Annotated in this window: 14 protein-coding genes; 8 read left to right on the forward strand and 6 right to left on the reverse strand. The window is 59.2% G+C overall.

Annotated features, from left to right (window positions below; genetic code table 11):
- The first annotated feature begins 24 nt into the window (after positions 1 to 24).
- Together S101446_RS02110 and S101446_RS02115 are read left to right on the forward strand one after the other, a co-directional pair.
- The gene (locus S101446_RS02110; protein WP_019086363.1) at positions 25 to 450 is read left to right on the forward strand and encodes a c-type cytochrome; all 426 of its coding nucleotides are present in this window, start codon (positions 25 to 27) and stop codon (positions 448 to 450) included.
- Positions 450 to 959 carry a RidA family protein gene (locus tag S101446_RS02115; RefSeq protein WP_087607459.1) on the forward strand — a complete coding sequence of 170 codons (510 nt, stop codon included), beginning with the start codon at positions 450 to 452 and terminating at the stop codon, positions 957 to 959. Before S101446_RS02110 ends, S101446_RS02115 begins: the two co-directional genes overlap by 1 nt.
- A gap of 75 nt (positions 960 to 1,034) precedes the next feature.
- On the opposite strand, the gene S101446_RS02120 is transcribed toward S101446_RS02115, so the two are convergent.
- The 6 genes from S101446_RS02120 to S101446_RS02145 all read right to left on the reverse strand — a co-directional run bounded on the left by S101446_RS02120 (position 1,035) and on the right by S101446_RS02145 (position 7,232).
- Positions 1,035 to 1,493, reverse strand: a complete 459-nt coding sequence (locus S101446_RS02120; RefSeq protein ID WP_087607460.1) for a c-type cytochrome — start codon at positions 1,491 to 1,493, stop codon at positions 1,035 to 1,037.
- Positions 1,494 to 1,827: 334 nt separating this feature from the next.
- Positions 1,828 to 2,103, reverse strand: a complete 276-nt coding sequence (locus S101446_RS02125) for a hypothetical protein (protein WP_048851740.1) — start codon at positions 2,101 to 2,103, stop codon at positions 1,828 to 1,830.
- A gap of 132 nt (positions 2,104 to 2,235) precedes the next feature.
- Positions 2,236 to 2,598: a hypothetical protein gene (locus S101446_RS02130; RefSeq protein ID WP_019086359.1), complete on the reverse strand. Its 363-nt coding sequence runs from the start codon at positions 2,596 to 2,598 to the stop codon at positions 2,236 to 2,238.
- 73 nt (positions 2,599 to 2,671) lie between these two features.
- A complete protein-coding gene (locus tag S101446_RS02135; protein ID WP_087607461.1) occupies positions 2,672 to 4,672 on the reverse strand; it encodes an FUSC family protein in 2,001 nt (666 codons plus the stop codon).
- A 252-nt stretch (positions 4,673 to 4,924) separates the two neighbouring features.
- Positions 4,925 to 6,517, reverse strand: coding sequence for a carbohydrate porin (locus S101446_RS02140; RefSeq protein ID WP_087608803.1), 1,593 nt, complete (start codon positions 6,515 to 6,517; stop codon positions 4,925 to 4,927).
- Between the two features lie 196 nt (positions 6,518 to 6,713).
- The gene (locus tag S101446_RS02145) at positions 6,714 to 7,232 is read right to left on the reverse strand and encodes a hypothetical protein (protein WP_019087333.1); all 519 of its coding nucleotides are present in this window, start codon (positions 7,230 to 7,232) and stop codon (positions 6,714 to 6,716) included.
- Between the two features lie 167 nt (positions 7,233 to 7,399).
- Between S101446_RS02145 and S101446_RS02150 the strand changes: the two genes are divergently transcribed.
- The 6 genes from S101446_RS02150 (at position 7,400) to S101446_RS02185 (ending at position 13,194) form a co-directional block, all read left to right on the forward strand.
- Positions 7,400 to 7,942 (forward strand): iron transporter, encoded by a 543-nt coding sequence (locus S101446_RS02150; protein WP_019087332.1) that lies wholly within the window; start codon positions 7,400 to 7,402, stop codon positions 7,940 to 7,942.
- Between the two features lie 37 nt (positions 7,943 to 7,979).
- Positions 7,980 to 9,116, forward strand: a complete 1,137-nt coding sequence (locus S101446_RS02155) for an ABC transporter substrate-binding protein (protein ID WP_087607462.1) — start codon at positions 7,980 to 7,982, stop codon at positions 9,114 to 9,116.
- Positions 9,103 to 10,206 carry a FecCD family ABC transporter permease gene (locus tag S101446_RS02160; protein ID WP_087607463.1) on the forward strand — a complete coding sequence of 368 codons (1,104 nt, stop codon included), beginning with the start codon at positions 9,103 to 9,105 and terminating at the stop codon, positions 10,204 to 10,206. Before S101446_RS02155 ends, S101446_RS02160 begins: the two co-directional genes overlap by 14 nt.
- Positions 10,203 to 10,997 carry an ABC transporter ATP-binding protein gene (locus tag S101446_RS02165; protein WP_208620544.1) on the forward strand — a complete coding sequence of 265 codons (795 nt, stop codon included), beginning with the start codon at positions 10,203 to 10,205 and terminating at the stop codon, positions 10,995 to 10,997. The genes S101446_RS02160 and S101446_RS02165 overlap by 4 nt, the downstream gene beginning before the upstream one ends.
- Positions 10,940 to 11,185: a transposase gene (locus S101446_RS18315; RefSeq protein WP_244184394.1), complete on the forward strand. Its 246-nt coding sequence runs from the start codon at positions 10,940 to 10,942 to the stop codon at positions 11,183 to 11,185. Before S101446_RS02165 ends, S101446_RS18315 begins: the two co-directional genes overlap by 58 nt.
- Positions 11,186 to 12,693: 1,508 nt before the next feature.
- Positions 12,694 to 13,194, forward strand: coding sequence for a MucR family transcriptional regulator (locus tag S101446_RS02185; RefSeq protein WP_010511846.1), 501 nt, complete (start codon positions 12,694 to 12,696; stop codon positions 13,192 to 13,194).
- Positions 13,195 to 13,375: the final 181 nt, after the last annotated feature.

Here is a 13,375-nt window from a genome sequence, read left to right on the forward strand (position 1 = left end):
TAAACGGGCACAGGGGGCCAGCTGATGCGCCGGATCATATGCCTTTCCACCCTGCTTGCCCTGCCGCTGCTGGCCCCGTCCGGTACGGCGCATGCCGACAGCGCCAGCGCGTTCGAAGGCACTGTCCAGCCCATGGCGACGGGAGAGGACGTGTACCACCACGTCTGCCAGGGCTGCCATATGCCCGATGGCAGGGGCGCCGTGGGGGCGAGCGCGCGGTTCCCGGCACTGGCCGGTAACGCCAGGCTGCAGGTCAGCGCCTATCCGATCTATGTCATCATGAATGGGTATGGCGGCATGCCATGGTTTTCGGAAATGTTGACGGACCAGCAGATTGCCGGTGTCGTGGGCTATATCCGCACGCATTTTGGCAATAACTATACCGATCCCGTGACCCCGGCTGATGTAACGCCCCAGCGGCCAGCCATCCCGCCCAAGGAGATATATTGATGCCTGACATGAAAACAGCCCTTGCCGCACTTGCGCTCATGACTGGCGTGGGGGCTGCGCTGCCCGCGCATGCGGCGGATGGCATCGTGCGCCACCCGGAAAAGGATTTCCCCATTTCCACCGTGATCGAGGTGCCGGCAGGGGCCTCGACAATTTATCTAAGCGGTGAGGGCGCGCCAATACAGGATAAAAAGGCCGACCCGCATACAATCGCGGCCTATGGCGATACACGCACCCAGACCCGCGCCGCCCTGGAATCCATTCAGGGCGAACTGAAAAAGCTGGGTCTGGATCTGGGCGATGTGGTCCAGATGCATGTTTACATGGTTGAGGATCCCAAACTGGGCAAGCTGGATTTTGACGGGATGATGAAGGCCTATACCCAGTTCTTCGGTACGGCGAAGCAGCCGAACCTGCCCGTCCGTTCCGCTTTTGGCGTGGCCCATCTGGGCAACCCGGGCTGGCTGGTTGAAATCGAGGTCACGGCCGTGCGCGCGCCGGGCCGGTAAAGCCGCCTTCGGCCCCGTGCCACGGCATGGGTAACAGAAAGGGGGACCAAGTCATGGTCCCCTTTTTCATATCTGTCAGGGCAGCGGATGCTGTGCCTCAAGCGCCTTGCGCTTTTCCACCATGGCGGATGGGGTGATGGACTTCTTCCGGCCCGCAACAACGTCATCCACACTGAAAATCGTGGCATCCGTCCCACCCGGCAGCCCCGCCACATGGTTGAGGATGGCGGCGATCTGGTCATCGGGCAGCATCTTGAAGGATGGCATGAACCCGCTATAGGCATTGCCCCCCGCCGTAATCGGCCCCATGAGGCCATTCAGCGCAACACCCACGATGTACTGTTTGCCCTCCGGCGTACTGGCAATCCTGTCCACCCGTCCGGCCAGTGATGGAAACTGCCCCGGCACGCCCAGTGCATTGGCCTGGTGGCATACGCTGCAATTTGCCAGGAAAAGCGTCGCGCCATCGGCGGCCAATGCGGACCCTGTCGGCATGGACAGCCAGAATATCACAGCCAGCAGTCGTTTTTTCATGGGGCATTCCCTGATCTATCCCGTTTCCGGCAGCTTATCCTACCGCATGGGGCCGACATATCCCCGGTGGGCAATGAATGAAAAAAAGACGGGGCAGTCAGTCATGCCTGCTGTTCATGGCTTCATGCAGGGAAATATGAAGCGGTAGGGCGCGGCAGATAAAAAAAGGACGCCCCGCCGAAGCGGGACGCCGAGTTTAGGGATTGGGAGACGTTGTGGTGTCACGAGATCCACATCCCATTAACTGCACTTGCGGATAATAGTTTTCCTAAAACCAAATTAATGAAGAAAATATTTTGTGCATGATATGTTCTGTACTGGCGAACATCACGCATCATGTCCCGTGCAGCATGACAAACTGCCGGGCGAAAGGCAGCATGACCGCAATGCTCAGCAGCCCGAATATAACGGTCATCCCGGCAAAGGTCGCCATGTGATGGGGATAATCCTCGGTATATAACAGGCCGCAGACCCAGAACACCACGGCTTCCACCGCCAGGCCAGTGCCCAGTACCGGGACATGGAAAAACGACCCGGCCAGCCACCATGCGATCGCCCCCATCACAACGACACCCATCGTCGCACGGAACAGGAACTGGATTGCACGCATGTCTGTCGCCGGGCCTTGTGATCGGGAAGGAAACGTCACGTAACCGTGATTCAGGGCACAGGATGCCCGTTTCCATGCCGATGGGCAACCGCAGGCAGCAGGCATGGCCGACTGCCTGCGGGGCAGGCGTGATTACTGCGCGGCGGGGGCGGCGGCCGGTGCCGTGCCCGCTGCCGGGTTATCGGCCGTCATCTTGCCCGGCGTGGTCGAATGTTCGACGTCATACGCGGTGGCCTTGGCTTCATAGTTGCCCTTGGCGCCGGGGTGTTCCTGATCATACAGGGCGGCCTTCGCCTTGGCTTCCTTGCGGTATTCGTGACGCTTGTACATGCCCGTCACGCAACCGGCGGCGGCGCCGAGTACGGTGTGGTGGTTGGCCACATGCCCGCCGACCGCACCGACGGCGCCGTATTTCAGGCAGCCACCGGGTTCGGCATGGGCGGCGGTAGCACATGTGATGGCCGCGACAGCACCCAGAAGAGCGATTTTACGCATTGATGTCATCCTTTTTACATACAGGTCGGTCTGATATTCAGGGCATATCCGATACGAAATATTTTGTCACCTTTTACGCCATGATATCCGGATTTTCGTGCAGGCCGGCGGTAATGATATGCAGGCAGGCCAGCACTTCCGCCATCTGCGCCCTTGCGGGCGGGGTTGTGGCGCGTGCCTGTTCGTGCTGCGTCCAGGCCAGTACATACGGGATCATGGCGGTCGCCTGTCCCCTGTCCCATCGCGCCAGGAACAGGGTCACGATCCGTTCGACACGCGGGGATAACCGACCGTCACGGACCAGTTCACGCAGACGGATGACATAGACGCCAACCGTCATGGACGTGATCTGCCGCGCGACACAGGCGCCCAGAACGGGTGGGGGCAGGGCATTGGCCTGAAACAGGATGCGTACCAGGCTGGTGGCACAGCTGGCCAGCCAGGCGGTCGCATCCGTGCGCGTGCCCGTCCGCGCCAGGTGACGCAGGCGCAGGCTGACCCATGCCTCCGTCCGGCGGACATGCACATCCATGCGGAACGGTACGACCAGCCGGTAGGTCAGGAGTACGAAAATGATACTGGCCAGAAACGCCATGGTATTGTTCAGGAACGAGACTTCATCAAACCGTCCCTGATTGATCGGCCCGATCAGCACCGGCAGGAACATGTTGAAGGAAAAGGCATAACCCGCAAGCTGCGGCCTGCGGGCCGCAAGTCCCCCGACCGTCATGGGCACCAGCAGGACCATCAGCAGGATCTCCGGCGCGGTAATGGCTGGAATGACCCATAACGTAAGTACCGCCGCCGTGGCAGCGCACCACAATCCCCCTTTCAGGAACGGGGTGGTGGCGACCAGCGGGTTTTCGCGCGTCGCCATCAGGCCGTAAATCAGGGCGACAAAGGAAATGAATGCAGGCCCGTGATGCCATGCGGTAATTTCCCATGCAAGACACGCCCCCATGATGGCAGCCGCCGCGCGGAGGCCGTTGTTGACCGCCTCACGCATGTGGCGGCGCGATGTCAGGCTGAAACGGAACCGGTCCCCGCGTGGCGCGGTAGTGCAGGCGGTTATCTCGCTCCTGACCCGTGTGGCTTCCGACAGCAGTGCCGTGGTTACCGGCTGCCATTCCGGGCTGTCCGCCGTATCGGTGGCGGGCCTGGGGGCATTATTGCGGATCCATGCGGCAAGGGCCTGTTCGGGTCGCGCGTCGTCGCCGTGCGGCGGCGCGGTCATGCGGGGATGCAGGATCTGCAGCGCGCGCGCCTGCGCCAGCATGACCAGCATCCCCGCCAGTGCGCGCCGGGCATGGTCGCCCACGTGGTTGCGTGGCCCCAGTTCCAGCGCGCTGAATTCGATCTGTCCACTAAATGTCACGATCCGTTTCAGCAGGGTGCCGGTCACGGCCTGCTGTTCCGGGTCGGCCGATGCGCCGGGGTGCCGGGTGATCGTGGCACAGGTGGCGCGGAATGTATCGGCCAGACGGTCCAGAAGCTGCTGGCGGGCGCGTTCCACCATGCGGGGCATGAACAGGACCGCCAGAACCGCTTCGCACAGCACGCCCAGTATGATGTAGCTGCTGCGCGCGACACTTATGGCAAAGACATCATCAGGTTGCGCAATGGCCCCCGTGGCGATGATGGCGGATGTAAATCCCGTCAGTACCAGTCCGTAAGCCCGGTACTGGTCCAGCAGCGTCGCCAGTGCGCAGCACAGCCCGATCCACAGGGAAAGGCAGGCAAAGAACAGTCCCGGCGCCTGCGGGAAAGCCGCCATCAGGGTAATGGCCGCGACACTGCCCACCAGCGTGCCGAAAATTCGCCACCGCGCCTTGGACAGGCTTTCCCCGCGTGAGGACTGCGCCACGACCCATACGGTCAGTGGGGCCCATTGCGGGCTGTCCAGTTCCATCCACATCGCGATCAGCAGCGAAATGATGGCGGCGAACGCTGTGCGTACCGCAAACGCCAGATCAGGCAGGGCTGGCGCATAAATCCACGAAACGCGCCTTACTTGATGCATCAGCACGCTGGTAATGCGCTCAGGCAGGGGTAAAGTTGCGGTCCGGGCCCCCATTTCGTTCAGCCTTTTACATCATGGTCAGGATGCGCATTGCCCATGCGGGCTTTGCCGTGGCGGAACATGGCGGCGGCGGGGCCGACGGGTCCAATCGTTTGTTATGATATTTTGATAAGTAATATTTATGAAAAAGCCCCTGACGGGATTCAGGGCATGGATCATGCGGCGTATGACGGATACGGGGGCCGTATAACCGTCATGCGATGCGGAACCGTATGGTGTCAGCCTGCCATGGGAACAGGCGGGTATTCAGAATGTAATATTGCTGTGCAGGCCGAAGATCGCCTCGTCGCCGGTGCGGCGGTATGGGAAGGACGGGTCGGCACCGCCGCCGGCGGGGTGCCAGACGTACTGGAAGTCGGGCTGCATGACCAGCCATGGCGTGACCTGCGCCTGATAGGTCAGTTCAAGGTGGTTTTCGTTGCCCTGCACCAGCGAATGGCTGTCGCGGTCGAACTGGCGCTGCCCCGAACTGGCGCGGCCGATGCCCCAGCCCAGCCCGATCGTGTCGTTGTCGCGTCCCCTGAACGGGGCCTTCAGGTTCAGCCCCGCGTCGATGGCGAAGCTGATCATGTTGCGGTCGCCCCCGTTGCCCGTGGCGCGCACGAATGCACCCAGCGAGCGGGGGGATGTCAGCGAAGGCCGCCAGATCATCTGGTCGATGATGCCATAGACCATCCAGTTGCCCCGGTCCCATCGCGGGGTCAGGTCGGCCTGCGTGGCGCTGGCGTTCAGCGTGGCCGCCCCCAGTGAACCGCCGCGCTGGTTGTAGCGGTAGTCGGCGAATTTCGCGGTATCGTAGTATCCACCCAGCTTGTACACCCCCGGCAGGCCGGGATTTTTGGTCACGTTGGACATGTCGGCCGGCTGCGGGTTGAGCGCGTACTGCAGTTCGGTGATCAGCAGCGCGCCGTTGCCCATGTTGAAGTTCGTGCCGTTGGCGCCGTCATAGGTCTGGCTGGTGGGATCGGAACTGAAGCCGCTGCCAGACCCGGTGGCCTGCTGGATGGGCAGGGAATTGTAGCGGTTGCCGGGCGGGTTGTCGTCGGCTGCGGCGAACATGAAGGTGAATTTCTCGCTGGGGCGGTAGCGGATGCGGATGGCGGGCGAGGACAGCGGCCATGACGGCCCGCCGCCATACAGGTTGACCGAAGGGGCCATGGGCCAGCCGAAATTGGCGTTCAGGTACAAAGACGCGTAATCACTGACCAGGAATTCGGTATCAAGGTCCTGCTGGCCGATCTTCACGTCCAGCTTTCCCTTGAGGAAGGACTGCTGGTACCACAGTTCGAACAGGCGGGTGGAGCGGTCGGCCTCGAACCCGCTTATGGGGTTGAAGTTGTTCAGGTGGTCCTGCGAGATCGAGCGCCCGCGCGTCTGCAGCGCGCTGACGTTGAACAGGCCGCCCTTCAGCCCGAACAGCTTTTCGGTATCGATGGTCAGCGTCGGCATGGTGACGCCGTCATAGGCGGGGCCGGTGCCCGAACCCTGCCCGTCGCCATTGGTGCTGGGCGTGCCGCCGGTGCCGTTGCCCCAGACCTCATCGACTTCCTGTATGTCGAAGGTGATGCCGTGTTTGTAAAGCCACGGCCGCGCGCCCCACATGTTGCCCAGCAGGTTGCCGCTGGTGTCCAGCCTGTCCTCGCCCCCTGCCGCGACCGCGGCCTTTTCTTCCGTATCGGCCTGCGCGCGTTCCGAATCACGCACCGTGGCCGGGTCGATCTGCTGGATCAGCGGGGTGGAATTGCCCAGTCGGGCGCGGTCTTCCTCAATCTGTGTCTGGACCTGTGCAAAGCCTGTCGCGGGCAGGGCCAGCCCGAAACATACGATACATGATCCCATGCGCAGACGCCGCCGGGCGGTGCTGAAGGAAAGGGCGGGAACGAAAAAGCTCGATCCCCTTAATATATGCCGTGAATGGGAAAGGGTCATGATATCCGCCGCAACTGAGAATCAGTATCAATAAGAATGACTCTCAATTACATTTTGACGCAAACCCGTCAATCACAAGCATCATGCGTATTTTGCAATGCTGATCTCAGCGCAAGAAAACTTTTGGTACACCTTCACTATTCAGGCATGACATGATCATAACGCCTGTCCATAGGGACAGCGAAATACTTGCCCCGACCCGGCCACGTAGTGAAATGACCGGATTCCCCCTGAGTACCGACAGGTAAACCGAACGGTGGCACCACATGGCGTTCAGCATGGCCAGCGTGATCAGCAGCAGCTTGGGTGTCAGATACGCCCGGCTGCCGATATGTACGGGATCGTAGAAGAACAGCACGATACCCGTGACCATGGCGATGGCGAAGGCAATGTGCAGCGGACGCACCATCAGTTGCGCCGTGGGGGCCAGACGGGGCGCCATGCGGGGATTGAGGATCCCGAGGTCAAACAACATGTCCATCCCGAAAAACAAGGCCATGCTGACAATGTGTACGATGCGGATCAGGTAATGGACCGGCTGCAGCCAGAAGTGCAGCATCCGGCTGTCCATTGCGATCAGGACCGCATAGGGCAGTCGCATAAACGCGAGGGGATGGCTGATCATGGCAGGTAGTCTCCGTGTGTATCGCACAGCACATACCATCCGTTGACAGTGATAACAATTATCATTATCAGATTTGTGAAATCAGCCGGAAGGGGATCTGTAATCTGGTCATGGGATTACTGAAGGTTAAAAAATAAAACAGGCGCCCTGACCTGATGTTCAGATATATGGAAACAGTCATCATGAAGAAAAAGTGTTCTATACTGGCGCTGGCCATCGCGGCCCTGCCTGTCGGTGTCACGGCGGCACAGGCGCGTGAATATCCCATCGGTGGCCCCGTTCAGGCGCATGACATGGAAATCGCGTCCAGCTACCTGACGGGTATCATGGTGGATCCCATGCCCGCCGGCATGACCGACAATACCAAACCCGACACCATCCATCTTGAAACCGACGTCCACGCCACCGCTGATAACGTATGGGGATATCCCGATGGCGCATGGGTGCCGTATCTTACGATCGGTTATTCACTGACCAAGGACGGCACGCCGTGGAAGGCTGAAGGCACGATGCACTTCATGACCGCCAAGGACGGCCCGCATTATGCCGATAACGTGCAGATGGACGGCCCGGGCCGCTATACGGTCGTGCTGACCTATTCCTCACCCGAACAGAGTGGCTTCCTGCATCACGTGGACAAGGAAACCGGCACGCCGGGGTTCTGGAAGCCGTTTACCGAGAAGTTCAATTTTGCCTATCCCCAGAAATGATGTCCCTGGGGGTAATCATATAGATCGGAGCAGGGTGATGGGACGGATACTGGATAACTGGCGTGTGCTGGCATGCGGGGTGGTGGCGGTCATGGGCCTGTCGACGGGACTGCCTGCGGCACGGGCTGAAACCGTGACCGACCTTGCCGGCCGCAAGGTGGACATTCCGGCCAGTGTCCACCGCATCATCCTGGGGGAAGGGCGTCTGGTCTATGCCCTTGCCCCACTGGAAAAGCAGCACCTGTTTGACCGGATCGTGGGATGGCAGGGAGAATTCCGCGGCGCGGATACCCAGAGTTACGATCAGTACGTCGCAACCTTCCCACAGGCGGCCAGGGTGGCGCTGATTGGCAAGACCACGGCGGATACGGTCAGTCCCGAACGCGTGCTGGACCTGCACCCCGACCTTGCGATCCTGACGGTGTCCGGCCATGGGCCGGGGGCGGCGAGCGAACTGGTCGCGCAACTGGAAAGTGCGCATGTGCCGGTCGTCTTTGTCGATTTCCGCGCCGACCCGCTGCATGACACCGTCGCATCCATGCAGATACTGGGCCGGGTGCTGCACCGGGAGCAGGAAGCCGCGGATTACCTGTCCTTCTACCAGTCGCACCTGAAACACGTGACCGACCGGGTGGCGTCATTGCCTGAAGCGCAGCGGCCCCGGGTCTTTATCGAAATGCTGGCCGCCATGCGCGAAAGCTGCTGCCATACGGCGGGCAAGGGCAACATGGGCGCGTTCATTACGGCGGCCGGTGGCCAGAATATCGCAGCGCCCCTGCTGCCGGGATATATCGGGGACATTGATCTGGAAAAGGTCATTTCCGCTGACCCGGACATATACATAGCCGACGGCACCAAGGGGCCGAAGGCCAGCGGGCCGGGCCTGCGCATGGGGGCGGAGGTCACGCCGGAAGTCGCGCGCGCGTCCCTGCGGCGTGTAACCGACCGTCCGGGCATTTCCAGCCTGCGTGCGGTCACTACCGGGCATGACTACGGCATCTGGCATTCATTCTATGATTCGCCGTACAACATCCTTGCGGTCGAGGTCATGGCGAAGTGGTTCCATCCGGACCTGTTTGCCGACCTTGATCCCGATGCGACGCAGAAGGAACTATATGACCGCTTTCTCCCCGTCAGGCAGGAAGGGACATTCTGGATCAATGCGCATCCCTGATGACGTACCGGCAAGCACGCCCACCCTCCCGTCTTCCGACCTGTCGGGTTATGCCCGGCAGGTGCGTGGCGCCTATCGCATACTGCTGCGACGGCGGTTGGGAATCCTGGCGGTCATTGCCCTGTGTATCGTCGCTTCGGTCGTGCTTGATTTCTGTCTGGGGCCATCCGGGCTGTCGGTGGGGGCGCTGATCCATACGCTGCTGCACGCGCGGGATGTATCTGCCGGGCAGAGTGTCATTGTCTGGCAGATCCGCCTGCCTTACGCGCTCATGGCCGTATGTGTGGGGGCGGCGCTGGGGCTGGCCGGGGCGGAAATGCAGACCGTGCTGGCCAATCCGCTGGCCAGTCCGTTTACGCTGGGGGTTTCGGCCGCGGCGGCGTTCGGGGCCTCACTGGCCATTATCCTGCAATGGCGTCTGCCCGGCGTGCCGGATGCATGGGTAGTGTCGGCCGATGCCTTCGTGTTCGCCATCGGTTCCGTCCTGCTGCTGGATATGGTGTCACGCAGGCGCAACGCGGGAACGGGCACGGTTGTGCTGTTTGGCATTGCCCTGGTATTCGCGTTCCATGCACTGGTTTCCCTGTTGCAGTTTGTCGCCAATGAAGACGCGCTGCAGGATCTGGTGTTCTGGACCATGGGCAGCCTGACGCGGGCGACGTGGCCCAAGCTGGGGCTGCTGGCGGCGGCCTGCGTGGTGGTGGCGCCGCTTTCCTTTCGCGCCGCATGGAAACTGACCGTGCTGCGCATGGGGGAAGAACGCGCCGCCAGCCTCGGGGTGGACGTGCCACGCGTGCGGCGGGGTGCGTTGCTGCGGGTCAGCATCCTGTCGGCGCTGGCGGTGTCCTTCGTGGGAACAATCGGGTTTGTCGGACTGGTCGCACCCCATATCGCCCGTCGCCTGCTGGGGGAGGACCATCGTTTCTATCTGCCCGGCAGCATGTTTGTTGGTGCGCTGGTCATGTCGCTGTCTTCGGTGGCGGCGCGCAACATCATGCCCGGCGTGGTGATCCCGACCGGTATCGTGACGGCGCTGGTGGGCATTCCGTTCTTCCTTACCATTATCCTGCGCCGGCAGGGGCTTTCATGATGGATGGCCTGTTCGCGGAACATGTAACCGTAAGATATGGCCGACGCACCGTTCTGGATGACCTGACGGTCGGCCCGTTTCCCACGGGAAGGGTATCTGCCCTGCTTGGTCCCAATGGCAGTGGCAAGTCCACCCTGCTGCGTGCCATGGCGGGATTGGGGGAGGCGACGGGCCGGATCATGCTTGGCCCGGATGAACTTTCGCGCATGTCGCTGGCGCAGCGGACACGGCGTTGCCTGTATTTGCCCCAGACCCTGCCGGCCACTGTGCATCTACAGGTGCTGGAATCGCTTCTGGCTGCCCGGAATGCCACGGGCGTAATGCCCGGGGTTTCGGGCGGGGATGAAATCGACGCGGCGTTGCGCATGCTGGACATATTCGGCATCGCGGATCTGGCCATGCGGTACATGGATGAACTGTCGGGCGGGCAGCGCCAGCTTGTGGGGCTGGCGCAGGCCCTGGGGCGGCATCCCGACGCCCTGCTGCTTGATGAGCCGCTCAGCGCGCTTGACCTGCATCACCAGTTTGCTGTCATGGAGGTGCTGCGGCGCGAGACGGAACGGCGCAACATCGTAACGGTCATGGTATTGCATGACCTGAATATTGCCGTACGCATGACGGATTATGATGTCATCCTGCGCGCGGGTAAAATCATCGCGGCCGGGGGGCCGTGTGATGTCATTACACCCGATACATTGCGCCAGACCTATGACATTGTCGCCCGCGTGGAAACATGCAGCCGGGGACTGCCGCATATCATGGTGGATGGACTGGCGCCTGTAAATCACTGACCGCGAGGCAGAACCAACAGTGGCCATTCTCGATAGCCGGACCTTGCGCCCGACGCCGGAAGGCGGACCATCGCGCCGGATATGATGGGGGCAAACGCAAAAAGGGATCAGAGTTGCATATGGCGGTGGACACGCTGGGGCACCTGCTGGCCCTGCATATGACGTCAGCCAATCGGGATGGCCACTGACGATAGCGTTGAACAGGCTTATGTTGATCTGGGCCATACAGGCAAAAAGCCTGTCGAGGCAGCACGGGTCCACGATATCGCCGTTGAGGTCATGAAGTTGCCCAAGGCTAGACGTGGCTGCGTCCGGCTGACACGCCTATGGGTTGTCGAGCGATCTTTCGCATGCGTCACTTGCTGTCACAAGGTCATCACGAATTGCGAGCGTTATGCTTCAGCATTCGAAGGATGTAATATTCAGGTTCCATTCGTCCCTTCGGCACGACACTGTTGTACGATTTTCGGCAAGCTTCCAGCGTCATGAAATCGGCATGACGTGGCAGCGTATTCCCGTCGAACCAGGGGAAGGCCATGCAGCCTGTGGGCAATGGCTGACAGGGTATGCCCCAGATGCTTTCCGGTACGGATCCGGAACATGGGGGCCGGTCAGATATTTCCATAAACAGGCGGGATGTAATCAAGGACTGTCGCAATATAATAACATGAAAAGATGGCTACCGCGTTCGTGGCTGCCATTTCCATTGCGACCAGTTGAAAACTGGACCGGTTGTCAACAGGGTCAGGGCTGACAGCCACATTGTCCATGGAGCAGGAATGGAAAAAGCAGGATGGAATGACATCATCCTGCTTGTTTTGTCTATTCATGCATCATCATACGGGTATTGGAATTGGCGTATAGGCCACCTGCCACAGTCTGTTACTTTCGACTGGGGTTGGCCGACATATCAGCCAGACCGGAACATGGCGAACAGATATGCATGATAACATATACACAACCACGGCGTGTATTTCTGAAATAAATGCAATGATGGCGAGGTCTGGTTCTGCAATAACGGAATGACAGCATGTATTATGATGCAGATGCGTGCGGGATATGGTCCGTAGGATTCATGCCATGCAGTTGCGGATCATGCTGGAGGACGCATGGTAAGCGCCAGGCCAGAATATGAATATACATTTAAAATAATATGTAATTATAGAAAAGTTACTGGTTTTGTCGCGTTTTATTTTAATTATTATTTATAAAATCATGCACATAAATATATATTTGTATAAAAATAAAAATTAAATGACTTCATGTAATTCAAATTCCGCAGGTTATTTACTTCTGCCTATAAGGTTTGTTTTTATTTTTTCCATCGAGCATGATCGATGAACAGGTCGGATATTCTATATGATGTGCTTATAAAACAATGAAAATTCATTAACAAAAATCAGTAAATTAGGGATCTGAAATGCTATTTTTTCCAACTCTCCAAACAAAAAATTGCATATGATCCGTGAATGCGATAATGGGTGGATTTATTATTGGGAAACCGTGCTTGTCCGAACACAGAAAGGCGTACTGATATGTAACCCATGCAGGCATTGCTGCGTATGTGCGTGTAATGGGTATGATATAAAAAATATGCATCAAAAGGCTTTGTTGTGGTTGCATAATAGACGCATGATTATTACTGATAGGGCAGATATGTCCCTGGACGGCAATCTACAGAGGAAAGATACAGACATTGGATAATAAAGATCTCCCGCATACCGAACTGGTATCCATGACGACAGAGATCGTGGCCGCGCATACCAATCATAATACCGTTGGCATCGAGCAGATCCCCACCCTGATCGAGACGGTTTATACTGCGCTGAAGGGGCTGGGCGCCGAAAAGGCGGTTGAACCCGCCCCGCTGCAGCCGGCCGTGCCGATCAAGAAATCAGTATTTCCTGATTACGTGATCTGCCTGGAAGACGGCAAGAAGCTGAAGATGCTCAAGCGTCACCTTCAGACGGCATATGGCATGACGCCGGAGCAGTATCGTGAAAAATGGGGCCTGCCCGCCAATTATCCGATGACCGCGCCCAATTATGCCGCGCATCGCTCATCCCTTGCACAGAAGATCGGTCTGGGTCGCAAGGTTGTGGTTGAGCCGGAACCCGAAGTCGCGGCGGAAGCCCCGGCAAAGCCCGCGCGCAAGACCCGTGCGCGTCGCAAGAAGGGCGCTGACGCACAGGCGTAATGGATACGCCGCATGATCACAAACACCCAGCCTGTTCGCAGGCTGGGTGTTTGTATTTTCAGGGAAGATAAAGATATTTCGCCATATGTAATGACAGGTGAAATATTGCATTTCCAACCTGTCATGAATGCATGTCGTTGTCCCGCCGTCCACGGGGCCGGGCCAATCATCCCCGTATAAA

It is taken from the genome of Komagataeibacter europaeus (assembly GCF_002173515.1).
Taxonomy (GTDB): domain Bacteria; phylum Pseudomonadota; class Alphaproteobacteria; order Acetobacterales; family Acetobacteraceae; genus Komagataeibacter; species Komagataeibacter europaeus.

What these genes read in the sequence shown, in the direction of transcription:
- S101446_RS02110 (WP_019086363.1), top strand. Translation starts at nt 25, where the DNA reads ATGCGCCGGATCATATGCCTTTCCACCCTGCTTGCCCTGCCGCTGCTG.
- S101446_RS02115 (WP_087607459.1), top strand. Translation starts at nt 450, where the DNA reads ATGCCTGACATGAAAACAGCCCTTGCCGCACTTGCGCTCATGACTGGC.
- S101446_RS02120 (WP_087607460.1), bottom strand. Translation starts at nt 1,493, where the DNA reads ATGAAAAAACGACTGCTGGCTGTGATATTCTGGCTGTCCATGCCGACA.
- S101446_RS02125 (WP_048851740.1), bottom strand. Translation starts at nt 2,103, where the DNA reads ATGCGTGCAATCCAGTTCCTGTTCCGTGCGACGATGGGTGTCGTTGTG.
- S101446_RS02130 (WP_019086359.1), bottom strand. Translation starts at nt 2,598, where the DNA reads ATGCGTAAAATCGCTCTTCTGGGTGCTGTCGCGGCCATCACATGTGCT.
- S101446_RS02135 (WP_087607461.1), bottom strand. Translation starts at nt 4,672, where the DNA reads ATGGGGGCCCGGACCGCAACTTTACCCCTGCCTGAGCGCATTACCAGC.
- S101446_RS02140 (WP_087608803.1), bottom strand. Translation starts at nt 6,517, where the DNA reads ATGGGATCATGTATCGTATGTTTCGGGCTGGCCCTGCCCGCGACAGGC.
- S101446_RS02145 (WP_019087333.1), bottom strand. Translation starts at nt 7,232, where the DNA reads ATGATCAGCCATCCCCTCGCGTTTATGCGACTGCCCTATGCGGTCCTG.
- S101446_RS02150 (WP_019087332.1), top strand. Translation starts at nt 7,400, where the DNA reads ATGGAAACAGTCATCATGAAGAAAAAGTGTTCTATACTGGCGCTGGCC.
- S101446_RS02155 (WP_087607462.1), top strand. Translation starts at nt 7,980, where the DNA reads ATGGGACGGATACTGGATAACTGGCGTGTGCTGGCATGCGGGGTGGTG.
- S101446_RS02160 (WP_087607463.1), top strand. Translation starts at nt 9,103, where the DNA reads ATGCGCATCCCTGATGACGTACCGGCAAGCACGCCCACCCTCCCGTCT.
- S101446_RS02165 (WP_208620544.1), top strand. Translation starts at nt 10,203, where the DNA reads ATGATGGATGGCCTGTTCGCGGAACATGTAACCGTAAGATATGGCCGA.
- S101446_RS18315 (WP_244184394.1), top strand. Translation starts at nt 10,940, where the DNA reads ATGCAGCCGGGGACTGCCGCATATCATGGTGGATGGACTGGCGCCTGT.